Raw genomic sequence first — 19081 nt, forward strand, 5'->3', positions numbered from 1 at the left:
ACGGCTCTGCCGATCCCGCCGCGTTCATGGCCGCCACGGCGAAGGCACGGCGGGCGCAGAAGGGCCAGCCGGTCGAGGCCGGCCGACGGATCGTCGAATGCGTCGAGGCGTCGATCCTCGTGCCATACGAGACGGGTATGGAGATGGAGCTTGCCGCCTGGCAGGACTGCGCGGCCGGCGCCCCCGCGAAGGCGCTGTCGGCGCTCGCGGCGGCCGAGGCGGCAGCGTGGGACATGCCCGAGGCCGCGGGCGCCGATCCCGCCCCGCTGCGCCGCATCGCGGTGGTCGGCGCCACGGCCCGGGCGGCTGCAATCGTTGCGGCCTGCCTTGACGCGGGGCTGGAAGTCGCGCTGGTCGAGCTCGATCCGACGGCGCGGGCCGAGGTGCTGGAGCGGGTGCTGGCGGCGGCGGACGGCCAGGTGGAGCAGGGGCGGCTGGGCGAGGAGGAGCGCGACAGGCGCCTTGCCCGCCTCTCTCCCGAGGCGGGGTTCGAGGATCTGGCCGGAGTCGATGCCGTGTGGGAGGCGGCGCCGGACTCGGTCGAGCTGAAGCGCGAGCTCTGGCGTGCCATCGGCCTGATGGCCGCGCCGGGCGCCCTGCTGCTCAGCGCGACCGGCAGCCTCGGCATCGGCGCGCTCGGCGCCGCGGCAGAGCGGCCGGGCGAGGTGCTGGCGCTGCATGTCCCGGGAAGCGGGCAGGGTGCGCCCCTGGCCGAACTGGTGATCCCGGCCGGGGCGGCGGGGCAGGGGCGCCACGTCGCCACCGCCGTCGCCCTTGCCCGCAGGCTTGGCAAGCGGGTGGTACGCAGCGCCGACCGTGCCGGCTTCGTGGTGCAGCGGCTCCAGACCGCGCTGGAGCTGGCCATCGAGAGCCTGCTGATCGCCGGTGCCAAGGCCGAGGCGGTGGACGACGCGCTGATCGCCTACGGACTGCGCGCCGCGCCCTGTCTTTCCATGGATGCCGAGGGGCTGGACCGGGTGCTGGCGCGCCGTCACCGCATCGCCGGGCGCGGCGTCCCGGTCGTCACCGGCTTCACCTTGCTCGACGCGCTGGTCGAGGTGGGGCTGAAGGGACGCGAGAGCGGCGCCGGGCTGATGGGCTGGCGCGAGGGGCGGCCCGGCGGCAAGGACGAGAGCGCGCGCGCGGTGATGCAGGCCATGGCCGAGGCCGACAACGTCACCCCCCGCGCCTGGAGCGCCGAGCAGATCCAGCAGGCCTGCCTTGCGGCGCTGGCCAACGAGGGCGCGCGGATGGTCGAGGACGGCACGGTGCTGCGCGCGGGGGACATCGACGTGGCGGCCGTCCACGCGCTCGGGTTTCCGCGCTGGCGCGGCGGGCCGATGATCGCGGCGGACCAGCGCGGTCTCGTCGCGATCGAGCGGGAGCTTGGCCGCAGCTTCCCGGGGCTGCCGGTCTCGCCGCTGTTCAGCGCGCGGATCAAGGAGGGGGCGAAGCTGAGCGGCGCGGCGCTCTGATCCCCGCGCGGCCGTTCAGCCGAGGATGATGCCGACGATCACCACGGCGAGCCCCATGAGCGAGGCGAGCAGCGCCGCCATGTTCACCACGACGAGCTTCTGCAGCCGCGCCCTGAGCGCCGCGTCGTCCAGCCCGGCGCGCCGGGCCCGCATCGCCAGCACGATGCACCAGACCAGCCCGACGAGGCCCGCCGCCGAAAGCGCGGCTCCGCTCCAGATCACCGTGTCCATCGCTCCTTCCCCGTTGCTCTCCGGGGCGCAGCCCTACCCGATCGCCGGCCCGCGCGCAACTTGGCGCGGCAGGGTCCCCGCGGGGCTTGCGACAGGGCGCGCCCGGCTTTAGGGATCGGCGCAAAATTAGCCACGAGGATATCGAGATGAGCGACACCACCTCCGGGTCGGGCCCCGATTTCGGCCCCGAAGCCACCCCCGCGGATTCGAACTATCGCATCACTGCGGACGAGCTGCGCCAGTTCATCGAGCGGTTCGAGCGGCTGGAGCAGGAGAAGAAGGACATCGCCGAGGCCCAGAAGGAAGTCATGGCCGAGGCGAAGGGCCGCGGCTACGACACCAAGGTGATGCGCAAGATCATCGCGCTGCGCAAGCGCGACAAGGACGACATCGCCGAGGAAGAGGCGGTACTGGAGATGTACATGCAGGCGCTCGGCATGTCCTGAGGCCCCTTCGGCGGAGGAGCTGCCCGCACCTCCGCGTCAGTGCGCCAGCAGCGTCACGCCGTCCAGGGCCGCGACGGCACGCATGTCGTTCTCGTAGAGCGCGCTCAGCCGGGCGGCGAGCGCGTCGGACCAGCCGGGCAGCGTGATCTCCTCCTCCACCGCCTCGGGCAGGGCGAACTTGTCGAGGAAGGCGGTCATCACCTGGCGGCGCACCTGCTCGGTCTGCGGCGGATGGCCCTTGGTATAGGCGCGCAGCCGCTTCATGCCCTCGCCGCTCATCACCGCGCGCAGCATGTCGAAGCCGCCCTGAAGCGGCACCGAGGCGTCCACGCCCGCGATCCGGCGGACGATCTCGCCCCAGTAGAGCGGCGCGTCCTCGTAGCACCAGACGGTCACCGGGCAGTCGGGGCAGGCCTCGCGCAGCGCGGCGACGGTATCGGACCAGCGCAGGATCTCGGGCTCGGCCTGTTCGAGGTAGGCGGGGAAATCCTCGGGCCGGCCCCCCGTCTCGGAAAAGAGCGCGGGAATGAAGGTGGCGGGGTTGCGCAGGGCGAGGAAGAACGAGACCCGCGCATCGGGGAAGATGTTGCGCAGCCAGGCGGCCTTCTCGATCTTCGGATAGATCTGCCCGAAGTCCAGGACCGCCTGGGGCGCCGAGATGAAGTTGTGGTTCGACAGCACGACGCGGGCGGGTTCGTCGCGGTCCAGCATCGTTTCCAGCACCACGTCCACCGTCGTCGCGTCGGCCTGCGCGCCCCGGAGGCGGTCCATCACGTCGCGCAGCACGTCGCGGTAGCGGCCCGGTCCCGGCACCTCGATCCCCTGTGCCGACAGCACGTCGCGGTTGCGCAGGAGCGTCTTCATCAGCCGGTCTGCATCGGTGCAATGGGCGCCGAGGTGGATGGCTACGTCCAAGTCTTTCCCTTTCGCGGCGAGGCCTTCCGGGTGTATCGCGAGTTTCTGGACAGTCAAAGCGGAAAGGGCTAAGGCTGCGGCACAATGGCCGATCAAAAGACTCAAGTTTCGCCGGTCCCGCACCTTTCCTTCCCGCGGCTGCGCCTCGACCCCTGGTCGGTGGGTGCGCTGGCGATCGCGGCGCTGGTGCTTTTGCCGCTGATCTCGGTCTTCTGGCTGGCGTTCCACCCGTCCGAGAACATCTGGCCGCACCTGCTGTCCACCACGCTGCCCCGCTACATGGGCAACACCCTGATCCTGATGGCGGGGACGGGGGCGCTGGCGGGCACCTTCGGCGCCCTGACGGCCTGGCTGGTCGTCATGTACCGCTTTCCGGGCGTGAAGGCGCTGGAATGGCTGCTGCTGCTGCCGCTGGCGATCCCGGCCTATGTCGGGGCCTATGCGCTGGTCGACTTCCTGGAATACGCGGGGCCGGTGCAGACCGGGCTGCGCGCGATGTTCGGCTGGGCCGATTCCCGCGCCTACTGGTTTCCCCCGATCCGCTCGCGCGGGGCGGCGGTGATCGTGCTGGCGGCCTCGCTCTATCCCTACGTCTATCTCCTCGCCCGCGCGGGACTGCGGGAGCAGTCGGGCTGCGCCTACGAGGTCGCCCGCGCGCTCGGGGCCGGGCCGGTCGCGCTGTTCTGGCGCGTCGGCCTGCCGCTGACGCGGCCCGCCATCGCGGCGGGCGTGGCCATCGTGATGATGGAGACGGTCAACGACTTCGGCGTGGTCGAGTATTTCGCCGTCCAGACGCTGACCACCGGCATCTTCTCGGTCTGGCTGGAAACCGGCAACGCGGGCGGCGCGGCGCAGATCGCCTGCGTGATCCTGGCGCTCGTCCTCGGCCTTGTCGCGCTGGAGAAGCTGTCGCGCCGGAACTCGCGCTTCTACCGCCTCTCGCGCCAGCAGCGGCGGGTCGAGAGGATGCCGCTCGCCGGCGGGCGCGGCTGGGCCGCCACCGCCTTCTGCACGCTGCCCTTCGTCGTCGGCTTCGTGCTGCCCGTCGCCGTCATCACGGCCCACGCGCTGTCGAAGCCCGACCGCTGGGTCGATCCGGGGCTTCTGAAGGCGCTCTGGCACACCGTGGCCGTGGGTGGGCTCGCGGCCGTGCTGACCGTCGTCGCGGGGCTGTTCCTGGTCTACGGCGTCAGGCTGACGGGGCGCGCGCTGCCGCGGCTGCTGCTGCCGGTGACGACCATCGGCTATGCCGCGCCGGGGGCCGTTCTGGGCCTCGGCCTGCTGATCCCGCTGGCCGGGGTGGACAACGCGGTGGCCGACGCCTGGACGGCGCTGACGGGCAACGATCCGGGGCTGATCCTCACCGGCTCGGCGGCGGCGATCGTCCTGGCCTACATGGTGCGCTTCTTCGCCATCGCCCAGGGCGCCGCGGACGCGGCCATGGGGCGCGTCTCGCCCAGCCTGCCGATGGCGGCGCGCGCGCTCGGGCGCACGGCGGGCGGCACGCTGCGCGACGTCTATGTCCCGCTGATCCGCGGCTCGGTCGGCACGGCGCTGCTGCTGGTCTTCGTGGACTGCGTGAAGGAGCTGCCCGCGACCCTGCTGCTGCGCCCGTTCAACTACAACACGCTGGCGACGCGGGTGCACGAGCAGGCCTCGCTCGAGCGGATCGGCGAGGCGGCGCCGGCGGCGTTGATGGTGATGGCGGTGGGGATGGTCGCGGTGGCGCTTCTGGCGCGCACCAACCGCTGAGGCGCCTCAGGTCGCCAGCACCTTCCGGATCGCCCGCAGCAGGTCCAGCCGCGCCACCGGCTCCATCATCTGCACGTCGTCGGCCTGCAGCCCGTTGCCGTGGATCGCGGCCTCGTTCGGATAGCCGGAGATGAAGATCGCCCGCAGGTCGGGATCGTGCTTGCGCATCTCCTTCACCATGGCGGTGCCCATCAGCTTGCCGGGCATCACGATGTCGGTCAGCACGAGGTCGACCGGCCGGGCCTCGAGATAGAGCTGGAGCCCCTCGTCGCCGGTCGCGGCCTCCAGCACGCGGAACCCCTCGCGTTCTAGGATGCTGCGCAGCACCCTGCGCACCGCATCCTCGTCCTCGACCAGCAGGATCCGCTCCAGATCGCCCGAGCCCGGCTGCAACGCCAGGGGCGGGCGGTCGGCGGCATCGGGCACGGCGCGGAAATACATCTTGACCGAGGTGCCGACGCCGACCTCGGAGTAGATCCGCGTGGTGCCGCCCGACTGCTTGGAGAAGCCCAGCGCGCTGGACAGGCCAAGGCCGGTGCCGCGGCCCACCTCCTTGGTCGTGAAGAAGGGTTCGAACACCTGTTCCAGGATCCCGGGCGGAATGCCGGTGCCGGTGTCGGTGACGGCCACCATGACATAGCGGCCGGGCGGCACCGTCTCGTGGCGCTGCTCGACATAATCGTCGGTCAGGCGGATGTTCGCCGTCTCGATCGTCAGCTTGCCGCCCTTCGGCATGGCGTCGCGGGCGTTGATGACGAGGTTCAGCACCGCGTTCTCGGCCGAGCCGCGGTCCACCTCGACGGCCCAGAGCCCGCCCATCAGCGCCATCTCCAGGTCGATGGTCGCGGGCAGGGTGCGCCGGAGCATCGGATTGATGTTCCGCAGGACGTCGTTCAGGTCCAGCCGCTGGGGCTTCAGCGCGGCCTTGCGCGCGAAGCTCAGGAGCGAGCGGGTCAGGTCGCTGCCGCGGCGCGCGGCGGCCGTCGCCTCGGACAGGTAATCGTTCTGGGTGTCCGAGACGCCCTCTTCGCCGATCAGTTCGAGGTTGCCCATGATGACCGAGAGGAGGTTGTTGAAATCGTGGGCGATGCCGCCGCTCAGCTGCCCCACGGCGTCGAGCTTCTGGCTGTGCAGGAACAACTCGCGCGAGCGCGTCAGTTCGTGTTCCAGTTCGACCTGGTGTGTCACGTCCAGCAGGACCGAGGTCCAGAGCGTGCTGCCATCCTCCTGGCGCGCGGGGGTCGAGACGGCGTGGACGTGACGCCGGATACCGCCGCGGGTGACGTAGGTGATCAGGCGGTCGAACCGGTGGGGGTTGTCGCGGCGGGTCACGAAATGCTCGGCGAAGACGGCCTGGTCCTCGGGCGAGAACAGGCTGCGGATCGCGAAGGGGTCGGCCTGGATCTCCTCCACCGTGAGGCCGAAGAGGTCGGCGCAGGTCGGGCTGATGTAGCCGTAGCGGCTGACCCCCTCCGGGCTGACGCGGTAGCGAACGACGCCGCCCGGCAGGCTTTCGACGATCTCGGTGAACCGCCGCTCGCTTTCCTGCAGGGTCGAGCGGACCTGCATCTCCTCGGTGACGTCGCGGATCGCGCCGACCATGCGGATCGCACCGGCCGCCCCGTCCGATTCGATCAGGCGTCCCATGTCTTCGAGCCAGACGGTGCTGCCGTCGTCCCGCCGGATGCGATAGCGCTCGCTGTAGGGGGAGCCGTTCCGAACGGCCTCCTCGAGCGCGGCAAGCACGCGCGCACGGTCGGCCTCGTGCAGCAGGTCCTGCCAGAGGTGGCGGGGGCGGTGGACCTCCGCCTCGGCGATGCCGAGGATCCGGGCGTAGGCCTTGCTGTTCCAGACGGTGTCCGAGGCGATGTCCCAGTCCCAGGTGCCCGCGCCGATGGCGTCGAGGACGAGGTTGGGAAGATGGGCCGAGGTCTTCAATGCGACGCCTCGCGGAGATCCTGAATCCGGTCGATGTTAGCATAAGTGCCTGCCGGGGGAACCGCGGGAGAGCCGAGAATTGTCTTGGTTCTGCCGTACGCCCGGCCCGTCGGTCCGCCGCGGATCACCCGGCGGGCAGGAGGTTGGTGATGCCCACCGCCGCGCCGCGCGCCAGTTCGGGGTCCAGCGTCATCTGGATGTACTCGCCCCGCCGCCACAGCTCTCCGAGGTCGTCGTAGTGGCGCGACAGCGGGTGGCCGGACTGGCCGGTGGAGATGATGAAGACCGAGCTGTCGGGATCGGCGAAGTCGTAGACCCCGCGGTAGCCCGCGCCGTGGACGTTCAGGAACGGATTCGGTCCGGTGCCCTTGGTCAGCCCGCGCTGGAGCGTCTCGTCGCCGCCGCTTGTGGACTGGCGGATGTCGACGAACCACTTCAGGACCGGCGTGTCGCCCAGCACGGGGTGGTCGTGGGTCGCCTCGTGCGCATCGCCCCAGCGCAGGGATTCGAGCGCGGTGCCGTAGGTCTCCTTGATCCAGATCAGCGCCTCGTCCAGCGACTGGCGGGCGATGTCCTTGCAGGTCTCGACCGGGGCCGACTGGATCACGTCGCACCAGACGCCCGCGCCCTGCACGTTGCGGAACACCCGCTCGATGAACACGGGATCGACATGGGTGAACTCCTCGGACAGCGGCCCCAGCTCGTCGCGGATCAGCCGGTCCTGCAGGGCGCGCATCCACGCGGCATAGATCAGCGGCTCGGGCAGATGTTCGTTCATCTCGCCATTCCAGTCGCCCAGCAGTTGCAGCGCCCGCTGGCGCAGGCGTTCCGGCGTGCCTTCGGGCGCGGGCTCGCCGGTGAACCACAGGTCGGCGGCGACCAGCGGCAGCAGCGCCCGGGCGGTGGGGCTGACGGTGTCGAGTTGCCCCTCGATGAAGCTTTCCCGCGTGTGCACCTCGCGGCTCTGCATCAGGCGGCGCCAGCGCAGGATCCGCTGGGTGTCGCCCCAGTCGAAAGAGACGTGGAGCGGGAAGGGCCGGTCTACCGTCTTGTTGTTGGTGTTGCCGAGGATGCCGCCCACCGGGTTCACGAACTCGGGGTTCGAGGTGTAGGGCAGGCGGCCCTGCCAGCGGTTCTCGGGCAGCCAGCCCGGGGTCGGCATCCGCCCCTGGCTCTGGTGGTTGATGTCCCTGAGCGGCATCGCGCCGATGGTCTTCATCGCGATGCCCTCCGCATCGGCCAGCACCAGGTTCTGCGCGGGCGCGATGAAGTTCTCGCCCGCCGCCAGCCCCTCGGCCACGTTCTGCGAGCGCATCAGGTCCAGCGCGGCGGTCATCGAGGTGTCGTTGGGCGACAGCACCGTCCAGGCCAGCGCCGCGACGTGGCCGGGCGGGGTGATCGCGGCGATGTTGTAGTGGCTGCCGGGCAGGACGGGGCCATTGTCGGACCAGCGCAGCGTCAGGGTGATCGGCGCGGCGCCCTTGATCTTCAGGATCGAGGTGCGGGTCGTGAGCTTCTTGTAGCCTTCGGGCGTCAGCACCTCTTCCGGGTTGTCGGGGTTCAGCTTCTCGATATAGAGGTCCTGGTCGTCGACATAGGCGGAGGTGATCCCCCAGCCGAGCTTCGACGACCGCCCCAGCAGCACCACGGGCATGCCCGGGATGGTGCCGCCGATCACACCGCCCGACTGCAGCTCCAGCCGCGCGAGATACCAGATCGTCGGTGCGGTGAAGCCGAGGTGCGGATCGTTGGCGAGCAGCGTGCCGCCCGAGGCCGAGCGCGAGGGCGCCGCCGCCCAGACGTTCGAAGCGCCCGCGAAGGCCGCGGGCTTGAACGGCGAGAGGGGGTCGTCCTCCACGGGGGGCATCGCGGCATAGCGCGGCAGCTCGGCATCGGGGAAGAGCGAGGCGTATTCCGGCAGCGCGGCGATGCCGTTGCCCGGCGCGTCCGGAAGGATGTCGCGCACCCGGTCGTCCTCGAGCAGCAGCGACACCCGCGCCCTGAGCACCTCGGAGGCGAGGTGCGAGGACAGCTGCAAGCCCATCAGCTTGATGATGGCGAGGCTGTCGGCGGGCTGCCACGGCGCGATCTCGGGGGAGAACAGGAAGAACTCGGGCGCGCCGCGGCCGCGCGCGCCCGCGTTCACCTCCTTCAGCCAGGCGTTGACCCCGGCCGCATAGGCCCGGAGCGCCGCCTTCGTCTCGTCCGACTGCACCTCCAGCGACTGGACGGCGAGGTTGTAGATGTCGAGGCGGCGCAGCAGGTCGTCGATCTTCACCGTCCGCTGGCCGAAGAGTTCCGACAGCCGCCCCTGGGCCGTGCGCCTCAGCATCGTCATCTGCCACAGCCGGTCCTGAGCATGGGCGAAGCCGAGCCCGAAGTACACGTCCGCGTCGGTCTTGCCGAAGATGTGGGGGACGTCGGCGTTGTCCCGCACGATCTCGACCGGGGCGGTCAGCCCCTGGACCGTGAAATCGGCGTTGTAATCGGGGATCGAGCGGCTGGTGAACCAGTAGACCACCACCAGGGCCAGCAGCAGGAGCGCCATCAGGCCGGTGAAGAGGCGCAGCAGCCAGCGGAAGTAGAGAGCCATGGAACCTCGGGTCGGGCGGGTCCGCCCCGGCAGTTGACCCTGCGGAGCGTTTGTTTAGGTAGGGCGACAGGTAAGCGATTTGGAACGGGGAGGAAAGCGGTGGCGAAACTGGCATTTCTGGGAATGGGCGTCATGGGCGCGCCCATGGCGGGGCACCTGGCCAAGGCCGGCCACGACGTGACGGTCTATAACCGCACGACGGAGAAGGCGGAAGCCTGGGCCGCGAAGCACGGCGGCTCCCACGCCGCGACCCCGCGGGAGGCCGCTGCCGGTGCCGCATTCGTGATGGCCTGCGTCGGCAACGACGACGACCTGCGCGCGGTCTGCCTGGGCGAGGACGGGGCCTTCGCGGGCATGGAGCCGGGCACCACCTTCGTCGACCACACCACCGTCTCGGCCGCCGTGACGCGCGAGCTCTACGCCGCCGCGAAGGAGAAGGGGATCGCCTTCGTCGACGCGCCGATCTCGGGCGGGCAGGCGGGGGCCGAGAACGGCCAGCTGTCGATCATGTGCGGCGGCGACGAGGACGCCTATGCGAAGGCCGAGCCGGTCATGGAGATCTACGCCAAGCTCTGCCGCCGGATCGGCGAGTCGGGCGCGGGCCAGACGACCAAGATGTGCAACCAGATCGCCATCGCGGGCCTCGTTCAGGGGCTGTCGGAGGCGCTGCATTTCGCCGAGAAGGCCGGGCTCGACGGACATGCGGTGGTCGAGGTGATCTCGCAGGGCGCGGCCGGGTCCTGGCAGATGGCGAACCGCTACGAGACGATGCTGGCCAACCACTTCGACCACGGCTTCGCGGTGAACTGGATGCGGAAGGACCTCGGGATCTGCCTTGCCACGGCGAACGAGAACGGCGCCTCGCTGCCGGTGACGGCGCTGGTCGACCAGTTCTACAAGGACGTCCAGAAGATGGGCGGCGGCCGGTGGGACACCTCGGCGCTGATCCAGCGGCTGCGCGACCGGGGCTGACTCCGGGCGTCCTGCCCGGCGGTCATCGCCAGGTGGCGGACCGGGCAGGGGGCATTCTGCCCCCACGGCGCTGCGCGCCTCCCCCTGAGGATATTTGGAAAGCAAAGATGGGGGTGCGGGGGGGACTTCCGGGCTGTTCCGGCATGCACTGGTGCGGGTGGTCGGACTCGAACCGACACTCCTTGCGGAAAGGGTGTTTGAGACCCTCGCGTCTACCGTTCCGCCACACCCGCACGTGCCGTCTGCTGATAGGCCGGAGGACAGGGGGCGGTCAAGCGGTCAGGCGGTCGGAGCCCGGCGGGGTCGCGGCGGCCGTGTAGGGGTGGCGGAAACACGAAACGGGCAGGCCGACCCGGCTTGCCCGTTTCAGGTCTGCTGCGGATCTTCGGTGTCGCCGGGCTCAGTAGCCATAGACGGCCCGGCGCGCGATCGTGTGGACATCGCCGCGGTAGATGTCGAGGTCGAGCGCGGTGTCGAGCGGCAGTTTCGACAGTTCCGCGACGGTGCGGTTGTAGGCGGCGCGCTTGGCGGCGGCGGAGCGGATGCTGTTGATCAGGGCCATCATCTTCGTCCTCTTCGGTGACCCGGGCCTCATTGCCCGTGCCCCAGAAATGACCCCGAAGGAGCGCCCGGACAACGCCCGGCTCGGTAATGCTGCCATGCAGCATGTGCAGGGGTCGCGGCCTCCGGCATCCTCTTGAAATGCGCGTGCGGCCCTGATCCGGCGGGAAGGTGGTGCGAATTTATATCCATCGAAAACAGCATGTTAGCGAAGTTTCCCAGGCGTCCGGGCAGAAAATCCCGGAACACTGCGGCGGCTGTCCTGTTGGTCCGGTAACCTGACAGACAAGGGAGACAGACATGAAACGCGCACTTGCAAGCACCCTCGCCCTCACCCTGGCCGCGACGGGCGCCTATGCCCAGAGCGACACCACCCAGAACCAGACCGACGGCACCGCGAAGGTCCAGGGCGACAGCACCATGGCGGCGGACAACAACGCCACCATGCAGAACGACAGCAACATGACCGCCGACACCAACACCACCATGCAGAGCGGCGACGCGATGCAGGACAAGACCATGTCGGCCGACAACAGCTCGGACATGCAGAACCGCGAGAACTGGGATGCGAACGACATGGCCTCGATGCAGGGCAAGCTGATCCGCACCCGCGACATCACCGGCGGCAACATCTATACCGTGAACCCCGCCAATGACGAAGGCTGGGATCCGGCGCAGACCTACAACGGCGTCGGCGACGGCTGGAACAACATCGGCGAGATCGAGGACATCGTGTTGTCGAAGGACGGCCAGATGATCGGCATCGTCGGCGAGGTCGGCGGCTTCCTCGACATCGCGGACAAGCACGTGATGATCCCGGTGGACGACATCAGCCTCGTGGCCGTGGACGACCGCACCTATGCCTATGTCACGCGGCTGTCCGAGGAAGAGCTGGAGCAGCGCGAGGACGTCGACGAAGGCTACTGGAACTGAACGGTTCCAACCGATTTCGCCGGATGACTACCGGCGGACATGACAAGGGCGCGGGGATCACCCCCCGCGCCCTTTCTTTTGGTCCACGCGCAGCCGGTGCGCGGACCCGCGGTCAGATCAGCTTGCCCATCGCGACAGCCGTGTCGGCCATGCGGTTCGAGAAGCCCCATTCGTTGTCGTACCAGGTCAGGATCCGGCACATCGTGCCTTCCATCACCTTCGTCTGGTCGGTGTGGAAGATCGACGAATGCGGATCGTGGTTGAAATCCGACGACACCAGCTTCTCGTTGGTGTAGCCGAGGATGCCCTTCAGCCGCCCGTCCGCCGCGGTGCGGATCGCGTCGTTGATCTCTTCCACCGTGGTCGTCCGCGATGCCTCGAACACCAGGTCGACGACCGACACGTTCGGCGTCGGCACCCGGATCGCCACGCCGTCGAGCTTGCCCTTCAGCTCGGGCAGGACCAGGCCCACGGCCTTCGCGGCCCCGGTCGAGGTCGGGATCATCGACAGCGCCGCGGCGCGGGCGCGGTAGAGATCCTTGTGCATCGTGTCGAGCGTCGGCTGGTCGCCGGTGTAGCTGTGGATCGTGGTCATGAAGCCCTTGGTGATCCCGATCGCCTCGTTCAGCACCTGCGCGACCGGCGAGAGGCAGTTGGTGGTGCAGGAGGCGTTCGACACCACGATGTCCTCGGCCGTCAGCACGCTGTCGTTCACGCCGAAGACGATGGTCTTGTCCGCGCCGTCGCCGGGGGCCGAGATCAGCACGCGCTTCGATCCGTTCTCCAGATGCGCCTGGCACTTCTCCTTGCTGGTGAAGATGCCGGTGCACTCCAGCACCACGTCGACGTCGCCCCACGGCAGGTCGGCGGGATTGCGGATCGCCGTCACCTGCATCGGGCCGCGGCCGACGTCGATGGTCGTCTCGGTCGTCGTCACTTCGGCCGGGAAGCGGCCGTGCACCGAATCGTAGCGCAGCAGGTGGGCGTTGGTCTCCACCGGCCCGAGGTCGTTGATCGCCACCACCTCGATGTCGGTCCGGCCGGATTCGATGATGCCGCGCAGCACGTTGCGCCCGATGCGCCCGAAGCCGTTGATCGCTACCTTGACTGTCATGGTGCGTAGTCTCCCTTGCCCTATGAGACGCGGGCGCGGCCCCCTGCCGCGCGGCCGGAGGGTCATGCCCCGGTCTGCGCCGTATTCCCGGCCAACATGAGAATTTCGCGGCAAAGGTCAACCGGAGAGCGCCCGGAGGTCAGCGCCAGAAGGCGACGTGCTGCACGAGGTCGGCGAAGCGGCGGGCGAGGAACAGCAGCCTGCCGCCGCCGGTGTAGAGGTCGAAGGCGACGAAGGCGCAGATCAGCAGGGCCAGGCCCAGGGCGATCCTGTTTGTCATCTCCGCGCCGCTCCTTCCGCTGGCCGGGATCATGCCAGAGCCGGGGGCCGCGCGACAGCCCGTCCGCCGCCGCCCGCCGCAAAGCCCGAAGGCCGTTGCCTTTTCGCCGCCCCGGGTGCGATACCGGGAGCGAGAGGGGAGATCGGCATGCGGGACCTCACGGCACTTCTGGGGCGCTGCCTGATCGCGGCGCTGTTCCTCGCCGGGGCGTTGCAGAAGGCCATGGATCCCGCGCCGGTGATGGGCCTTCTCGCCGATCATGGCCTGCCGACGGCGCTCGTCTGGCCTGCCCTCGTCTATAACGCGGCCGCGGGCCTTGCGCTGATCCTCGGCTGGCGGCTCGGGCCCGTGGCCCTGTCGGCGGCCCTCTATTGCATGTTCACGAGCTGGTTCCACTTCCTGCCCGCGGATCCCTGGCAGATGACGATCTTCGTCAAGAACTGGGCCATCGCGGGCGGTCTGCTGTGCCTGGCGGCGGGCGGCGGCGGCGGCTGGCGCATCCGCTGACCTCACCTTTTATCCTGCTTTATCCCCAGGCCGGATTGATCTATTGCGGGCCGTCACGCAGTTACCACGAGCCGACCTTTCGATGACGATACCCAGTACCGGCGCACACGATCCCCGTCTCCGCGCCCTTGCCTCCTTCGACATCCTCGACACCGGCCCCGAGAAGGACTTCGACGACGTGGCCGAACTTGCCGCGGCGATCTGCGAGGCCCCGGTCGCGCTGATCTCGTTCGTGGCGGCCGACCGGCAGGTGTTCAAGTCGGCCATCGGCACCGACCTGCGCGGCACGCCGCTGGAACAGTCGATCTGCGCCCATGCGCTGCTGCACGACGACCTGCTCGAGGTGCCCGACACCCAGGCCGATCCGCGCACCCGGGGCAACCGGCTCTGCCAGGGCGAGGCGGCGATGCGCTTCTACGCCGGGGCGCAGCTGACCAGCAGCGAGGGGCACCGGCTTGGCACGCTCTGCGTGCTCGACCACCGGCCGCGGCGGCTGAGCGATCTCCAGAAGCACGCGCTGAAGGTGCTGGCCGAGCAGGTGATGAAGCAGCTCGAACTGCGTCGCGCGCTGAACCAGGCCGAGGTCCTGCGCCGCGAGGTCGACCACCGGGTGAAGAACTCGCTTCAGTCCGTCGCCGCGCTGACCCGCCTCCAGGCCCTGGCCAGCGAAAACCCCGAGGTGCGCGCGGCGTTGCAGGCCGCCGTCCAGCGCGTGCAGACCGTGGCGGCGCTGCACGAACAGCTTTACCGCACCGATGCGGGCGGACGGATCGACCTCGCCCGCTACCTCGAGATCGTCGCGGGCTCCATGGAGGGGGTGCGCCCGGCCCACGTGACGCTCGCCACCGACATCGCGCCGGTGACGCTCGATTCCCGGCAGGCGGCTGCGGTCGCGGTGATGCTGAACGAGTTCGCGCAGAACTCCTTCCGCCACGCCTTCCCCGAGGGGCGGAGCGGCACCGTCACGATCCTCGGTCGAACCGCGGAGGAGGGGCAGTACCGGCTGACGCTGATGGACGACGGCATCGGCTTCGTCCCCGGCGACACCCGCCCCGGCGGGCTGGGCCTGCGGGTGATCGAGGCCTCGGCGCAGCAGCTCGACGGAACGCTCCTGCACGACGATGCCGACGGAGGCGTGCGGCTGGAGCTGGTGTTCCCGGTCCAGGCCTGACGGGCGACGGACAGCGCGACATCGCCATTGTGCGGGAGAGGGGTCCGGGGAGAGGGCATCCTCTCCCCGGACTTGCACCCGCGGGCGCGGCGGGCCGGCAGGAAGACCCTGCCGGCCGCGCTCTTACTTCAAAAGATCGCGCACCTTCTGTGCCGTCGCCTCGGCCGTGATGCCGAACTGCGCATAAAGCTCCTCGGCCGGGGCCGAGGCGCCGAAGCCGTGCATCCCGATGAAGCCCGACTTCTCGCGCTTGCCGCGCTCGCCGAACAGCCAGCGGTCCCAGCCGAAGCGCACCGCCGCTTCCACGGCCACGCGCACCGGACCGGCCGGCAGCACGCGCTTGCGATAGGCCTCGTCCTGCTCCTCGAACAGCTCCCAGCAGGGCATGGACACGACCCGGGTGCCGATGCCTTCGGCCTCCAGGATGTCGCGCGCCGCCATCGCCACCGACACCTCCGAGCCCGTCGCCATCAGGATCGCCTGCCGCTTCGCCGTGGCCTCGGCCAGAACGTACGCGCCCTGCGCCACCAGGTTCTTCGACTTGTGCTCGGTCCTCACCGTCGGCAGGTTCTGCCGGCTCAGCGCCAGCACCGAGGGCGTTTTCGGCGAGGTCAGCGCGATCTCCCAGGCCTCCGCCGTCTCCACCGTGTCGGCGGGGCGGAAGACGTGGAGGTTCGGCGTCGCGCGCAGCATCGCCAGATGCTCGACCGGCTGGTGGGTCGGCCCGTCCTCGCCCAGGCCGATGGAATCGTGGGTCATCACGTAGACCACCGGCGCGCCCATCAGCGAAGAGAGCCGCATGGCGCCGCGGGCGTAGTCGGTGAAGCACATGAAGGTGCCGCCGTAGGGCTTCACCCCGCCATGCAGCGCCAGCCCGTTCATCGCCGCCGCCATGCCGTGCTCGCGGATGCCGTAGTGGACGTAGCGGCCCTTGCGGTCCTCGGGGCTGAAGATGCCGAGGTCCTTCGTCAGCGTGTTGTTCGACCCCGTCAGGTCGGCCGAGCCGCCGAAGGTCTCGGGCATGATTGGATTGACGACCTCCAGCACCATTTCCGAGCTCTTCCGCGTGGCGACCTTGTGGCCCGCCTCGCTCGCCTGCTTCTTCAGCGCCCGGATGACCGAGGAGAGCTTCTTCGGCGCCTCGCCCGCGACCATGCGGTTGAACTGTGCCTGCCGCGCATCGGACAGCCCCGCCAGCCGCTCGCTCCAGTCCTTGCGGGCGGCGGCGCCACGGCGGCCGACTTCTTCCCACCAGGACTTCACCTCGGCCGGGATCTCGAAGGGCGCGTGGCTCCAGCCATAGGCCTCGCGCACGTCGGCGATGAGCTTCGCATCGGTCAGCGCCCCGTGCCCCTTCGCCGTGTCCTGCGCCGAGGAGCCGAGCGCGATGTGGGTCTTGCAGGCGATCATCGAGGGCTGGCCCGTCACCGCCTTGGCCGCGGTGATGGCGGCGTCGATCGCCTCGGGGTCGTGGCCGTCGACCTCCTGCACGTGCCAGCCGGAGGCGGCGAAGCGCATCATCTGGTCGGTGCGGTCGGCGATCTCGACCTTGCCGTCGATGGTGATGTTGTTGTTGTCCCAGAACACGATCAGCTTGCCGAGGCCCTGCCGCCCGGCCAGCGCGATGGCCTCCTGGCTGACGCCCTCCATCAGGCAGCCGTCCCCGGCGATGACATAGGTGTGGTGATCGACGATCTTCCGGCCGAACCGCCCGCTCAGCGAGGCCTCGGCCATGGCGAAGCCCACGGAATTGGCGATCCCCTGGCCCAGCGGGCCGGTGGTGGTCTCGATCCCCTTGGCGTGGCCGTATTCCGGATGGCCCGCGGTCTTCGCGCCCCACTGGCGGAAGTCCTTGATCTGCTCCAGCGTCATGTCCTCGTAGCCGGTGAGGTACAGAAGCCCGTAGAGCAGCATCGAGCCATGGCCCGTCGACAGGATGAAGCGGTCGCGGTCCGGCCAGTCGGGGTTGGCGGCGTCGAACTTCAGGTGCCGCGAGAACAGCACCGTCGCCACGTCGGCCATGCCCATCGGCATGCCGGAATGGCCCGAATTGGCCGCCGCGACGGCATCGAGGGCCAGCATCCGCAGCGCGGCGGCGCGCTGCCAGTGATCGGGGTCGCGGTCGCGCAGGGTGGCGATGTCCATGGCGTTCATCCTTCGGCTGCCTCGGGGGTCCGGCGGGTGATAGCAGGGTTCAGCCCAAGATCAAGCTGCGCCGCCTTGCCGACGGGGCGGTTAGGGGGCTGAAATCGGGTTTGACTTGGGTTTAGATGGCTGAAATGCCGGAAAATGCGATTCGGGACCGCGCCGCGTGCCCGGCGGCGGCAAGATGAGGACAGGTAACACATGAACGACTTGACCGAGTTGGAGGCACGGGTCTCGGCCGCGCTGGACCGGATCGCCACCCATGTGGCGCATCTGGAGCGCGCCGCCCCCGCGCCCGAACCGGAACCCGAGACCGACGCCGGCCTGCCCCCCGCGGCCGAGCTGATGGCCGAACTCGAGGCCGAGCGTGCCGTCACCGCGCAGCTCGAGGAGCGGGTGCGCGCCATCAAGGACCGCCAGGACAACCGCGTGAGCGTGCTGGAATCCGACCTCTCGCTGGCCCGCGACCGGATCGCGGCGCTGGAGGAGGAGAACGCGGCGCTGAAGGCCGATGCGGGCTCCGGTTCCGGCTCCGGCGGGGACACGGCCGCGCTCCAGGCCGAACTCGACCAGCTGCGTGCCGAGCGCGAGGCCGAGCGGCAGGAACTGGCGGAGCTGCTGGCCGAATTGAAACCCATCGTCGAGGAGAGCGCCGGTGCCTGAGATCAAGATCACCGTCGGCAGCCGCGTCTTCGAGGTCGCCTGCCAGGAGGGCGAGGAGCACTATCTCCAGGCCGCGGCGCGGATGCTGGACATCGAGGCTTCGGCGCTGGTGGGCCAGATCGGCCGCCTGCCGGAATCCCGGATGCTGCTGATGGCGGGGCTGATGCTGGCGGACAAGACCGCGGGCATGGAAGAGCAGGTGCGCAACACCGAGCAGCAGCTTCGCGCGATGCAGAGCCAGCTGGCCCAGGCCGCCGCCGAGATCGAGGCGCTGAAGAACGCGCCGCGCCCCGCGCCCGAGCGGGTCGAGGTGCCGGTGATCCCGTCCTCGGTCATCGAGTCGCTGGCCGAGATGGCGGCCCGGGCCGAGGCCATCGCCGACAGCGTCGAGGAGAAGGCGCAAGGCTAGGGCGCCGCGCCGGGCGCCGTGCAGCCGGTGTTTGGGAAACACCGGGGCGCTGCGCGGCGAGGGCGCGTCGGGGGGGCGGTCTCCGGCTGGAGCGGAACCCTTGCGGCCATGCAGCCCGCGCGCTGCTGTCCTGACCCGGAAACGAAAGGGGCCCGCCCTCGGCCGAGGACGGGCCCTTTCAGTTGACGGGGGCCGCGGCCTCAGGCGTTGGCTTCGCGGATCTTGTCGGCGGCGGCCTTGTCGAAGGCGACGCCCTTCTCGGCGAAGAGCGTGTCGAGTTCGCCCGAGAGAGTCATCTCGGTGACGATGTCGCAGCCGCCCACGAACTCGCCCTTGACGTAGAGCTGGGGGATCGTCGGCCAGTCGGAGAAGTCCTTGATCCCCTGGCGGATCGACTCGTCCGCCAGCACGTTCACGTCGGCATAGTCGACGCCCATGAAGTTCAGCACGCCGGCCACGCGGCTGGAGAAGCCGCACTGGGGCATCGACTTGGTGCCCTTCATGAAGAGCACGACGTCGTTGCTCGTCACGGTATCCTGGATCTGTTTCGTCGCGTCAGTCATCGGAAGTGTCCTTCTTCGGGTCGCGGCGGGCGGCGTCCTGCTTCAGGTAGGGACGGAGCGCGCCGTAGGTGATCAAGAGAACGAGGCCGAGGGCGGCGAAGAGCGGCCATCCCTCGGTCAGCAGCGTCGCGAGCCAGCTCAAGGCGCCTCCGGCACCTTGGTCGTCAGGGCCAGCGCGTGCAGTTCGCCGTGGGAGCCGTCCATCTTGCCCTTGAGCGCCGCGAAGACGGCGCGCTGCTGCTGCACGCGGTTCATGCCGCGGAAGGACTCGTCCACCACCAGCGCGGCGAAATGCGCGCCGTCGTCGCCTTCGACGGTGATCTTCGCGTCCGGAAACCGCTCGCGGATCAATGCCTCGATGTCGCTGGCCTGGATCGCCATGGGATCGTCCCTCCTGTCGTCGCTGCGAAGGT

20 protein-coding genes and 1 tRNA gene are annotated in these 19081 nt (G+C 69.6%); 9 read left to right on the top strand and 12 right to left on the bottom strand.

The annotated features are described in order from the left end of the window. Positions 1-1475: 3-hydroxyacyl-CoA dehydrogenase family protein (locus tag A7B20_RS17495; RefSeq protein ID WP_102109876.1), on the top strand; the 1475-nt coding region annotated here is incomplete at its 5' end. A 15-nt stretch (positions 1476-1490) separates the two neighbouring features. On the opposite strand, the gene A7B20_RS17500 is transcribed toward A7B20_RS17495, so the two are convergent. Next, positions 1491-1706, bottom strand: coding sequence for a hypothetical protein (locus A7B20_RS17500; RefSeq protein WP_102109877.1), 216 nt, complete (start codon positions 1704-1706; stop codon positions 1491-1493). 146 nt (positions 1707-1852) lie between these two features. Here A7B20_RS17500 and A7B20_RS17505 point away from each other — a divergent pair, with 146 nt between their 5' ends. After that, on the top strand, positions 1853-2152 hold the full coding sequence (locus A7B20_RS17505) for a DUF2312 domain-containing protein (RefSeq protein ID WP_102109878.1): 300 nt from the start codon (positions 1853-1855) through the stop codon (positions 2150-2152). Positions 2153-2188: 36 nt separating this feature from the next. Here A7B20_RS17505 and A7B20_RS17510 read toward each other — a convergent pair whose 3' ends face one another. Beyond that, complete coding sequence (locus tag A7B20_RS17510; RefSeq protein ID WP_157937720.1) at positions 2189-3067, bottom strand: hypothetical protein; 879 nt, start codon at positions 3065-3067, stop codon at positions 2189-2191. Positions 3068-3151: 84 nt separating this feature from the next. Here A7B20_RS17510 and A7B20_RS17515 point away from each other — a divergent pair, with 84 nt between their 5' ends. Next, positions 3152-4819 (top strand): ABC transporter permease, encoded by a 1668-nt coding sequence (locus A7B20_RS17515; protein ID WP_102109880.1) that lies wholly within the window; start codon positions 3152-3154, stop codon positions 4817-4819. Positions 4820-4825: 6 nt separating this feature from the next. On the opposite strand, the gene A7B20_RS17520 is transcribed toward A7B20_RS17515, so the two are convergent. Together A7B20_RS17520 and A7B20_RS17525 are read right to left on the bottom strand one after the other, a co-directional pair. Continuing rightward, on the bottom strand, positions 4826-6757 hold the full coding sequence (locus tag A7B20_RS17520) for a hybrid sensor histidine kinase/response regulator (RefSeq protein WP_102109881.1): 1932 nt from the start codon (positions 6755-6757) through the stop codon (positions 4826-4828). A 124-nt stretch (positions 6758-6881) separates the two neighbouring features. Continuing rightward, positions 6882-9350: a penicillin acylase family protein gene (locus A7B20_RS17525; protein ID WP_102109882.1), complete on the bottom strand. Its 2469-nt coding sequence runs from the start codon at positions 9348-9350 to the stop codon at positions 6882-6884. Positions 9351-9449: 99 nt separating this feature from the next. Between A7B20_RS17525 and A7B20_RS17530 the strand changes: the two genes are divergently transcribed. Continuing rightward, positions 9450-10322 (top strand): NAD(P)-dependent oxidoreductase, encoded by an 873-nt coding sequence (locus A7B20_RS17530; protein WP_102109883.1) that lies wholly within the window; start codon positions 9450-9452, stop codon positions 10320-10322. A gap of 149 nt (positions 10323-10471) precedes the next feature. Here the strand turns inward: A7B20_RS17530 and A7B20_RS17535 are convergent. Together A7B20_RS17535 and A7B20_RS21445 are read right to left on the bottom strand one after the other, a co-directional pair. Continuing rightward, positions 10472-10555, bottom strand: a tRNA-Leu gene (locus A7B20_RS17535). A 167-nt stretch (positions 10556-10722) separates the two neighbouring features. Further along, on the bottom strand, positions 10723-10884 hold the full coding sequence (locus A7B20_RS21445; protein WP_172961051.1) for a hypothetical protein: 162 nt from the start codon (positions 10882-10884) through the stop codon (positions 10723-10725). Between the two features lie 299 nt (positions 10885-11183). Here A7B20_RS21445 and A7B20_RS21785 point away from each other — a divergent pair, with 299 nt between their 5' ends. Continuing rightward, positions 11184-11816 (top strand): PRC-barrel domain-containing protein, encoded by a 633-nt coding sequence (locus tag A7B20_RS21785; RefSeq protein ID WP_342747275.1) that lies wholly within the window; start codon positions 11184-11186, stop codon positions 11814-11816. 112 nt (positions 11817-11928) lie between these two features. Here A7B20_RS21785 and gap read toward each other — a convergent pair whose 3' ends face one another. Further along, the gene (gap, locus tag A7B20_RS17545) at positions 11929-12930 is read right to left on the bottom strand and encodes a type I glyceraldehyde-3-phosphate dehydrogenase (RefSeq protein ID WP_102109884.1); all 1002 of its coding nucleotides are present in this window, start codon (positions 12928-12930) and stop codon (positions 11929-11931) included. Positions 12931-13069: 139 nt separating this feature from the next. Next, positions 13070-13210, bottom strand: a complete 141-nt coding sequence (locus A7B20_RS21450; protein WP_172961052.1) for a hypothetical protein — start codon at positions 13208-13210, stop codon at positions 13070-13072. Positions 13211-13357: 147 nt separating this feature from the next. Between A7B20_RS21450 and A7B20_RS17550 the strand changes: the two genes are divergently transcribed. After that, a complete protein-coding gene (locus A7B20_RS17550; RefSeq protein WP_102109885.1) occupies positions 13358-13717 on the top strand; it encodes a DoxX family protein in 360 nt (119 codons plus the stop codon). 82 nt (positions 13718-13799) lie between these two features. Then, positions 13800-14888, top strand: a complete 1089-nt coding sequence (locus A7B20_RS17555) for a sensor histidine kinase (protein WP_102109886.1) — start codon at positions 13800-13802, stop codon at positions 14886-14888. Between the two features lie 123 nt (positions 14889-15011). Here the strand turns inward: A7B20_RS17555 and tkt are convergent, their stop codons facing one another. After that, a complete protein-coding gene (gene tkt, locus A7B20_RS17560; RefSeq protein WP_102109887.1) occupies positions 15012-17033 on the bottom strand; it encodes a transketolase in 2022 nt (673 codons plus the stop codon). Positions 17034-17234: 201 nt separating this feature from the next. Between tkt and A7B20_RS17565 the strand changes: the two genes are divergently transcribed. Both A7B20_RS17565 and A7B20_RS17570 read left to right on the top strand, forming a co-directional pair. Continuing rightward, positions 17235-17696, top strand: coding sequence for a hypothetical protein (locus A7B20_RS17565; RefSeq protein WP_102109888.1), 462 nt, complete (start codon positions 17235-17237; stop codon positions 17694-17696). Further along, positions 17689-18105 (top strand): cell division protein ZapA, encoded by a 417-nt coding sequence (locus A7B20_RS17570; protein WP_102109889.1) that lies wholly within the window; start codon positions 17689-17691, stop codon positions 18103-18105. Before A7B20_RS17565 ends, A7B20_RS17570 begins: the two co-directional genes overlap by 8 nt. A 200-nt stretch (positions 18106-18305) precedes the next feature. On the opposite strand, the gene grxD is transcribed toward A7B20_RS17570, so the two are convergent. Genes grxD through A7B20_RS17580 form a run of 3 tightly spaced genes read right to left on the bottom strand, consistent with a single transcriptional unit; the run spans position 18306 to position 19049 of the window. Then, entirely contained in the window at positions 18306-18668 is a 363-nt protein-coding gene (gene grxD / locus A7B20_RS17575; protein ID WP_102109890.1) for a Grx4 family monothiol glutaredoxin, read from the bottom strand. After that, positions 18661-18810, bottom strand: coding sequence for a hypothetical protein (locus A7B20_RS21345; protein ID WP_157937721.1), 150 nt, complete (start codon positions 18808-18810; stop codon positions 18661-18663). Before A7B20_RS21345 ends, grxD begins: the two co-directional genes overlap by 8 nt. After that, the gene (locus tag A7B20_RS17580; RefSeq protein WP_102109891.1) at positions 18807-19049 is read right to left on the bottom strand and encodes a BolA/IbaG family iron-sulfur metabolism protein; all 243 of its coding nucleotides are present in this window, start codon (positions 19047-19049) and stop codon (positions 18807-18809) included. The genes A7B20_RS21345 and A7B20_RS17580 overlap by 4 nt, the downstream gene beginning before the upstream one ends. Positions 19050-19081: the final 32 nt, after the last annotated feature.

Source organism: Oceaniglobus roseus (genome assembly GCF_002869745.1).
In the GTDB taxonomy this organism is placed as follows: domain Bacteria; phylum Pseudomonadota; class Alphaproteobacteria; order Rhodobacterales; family Rhodobacteraceae; genus Oceaniglobus; species Oceaniglobus roseus.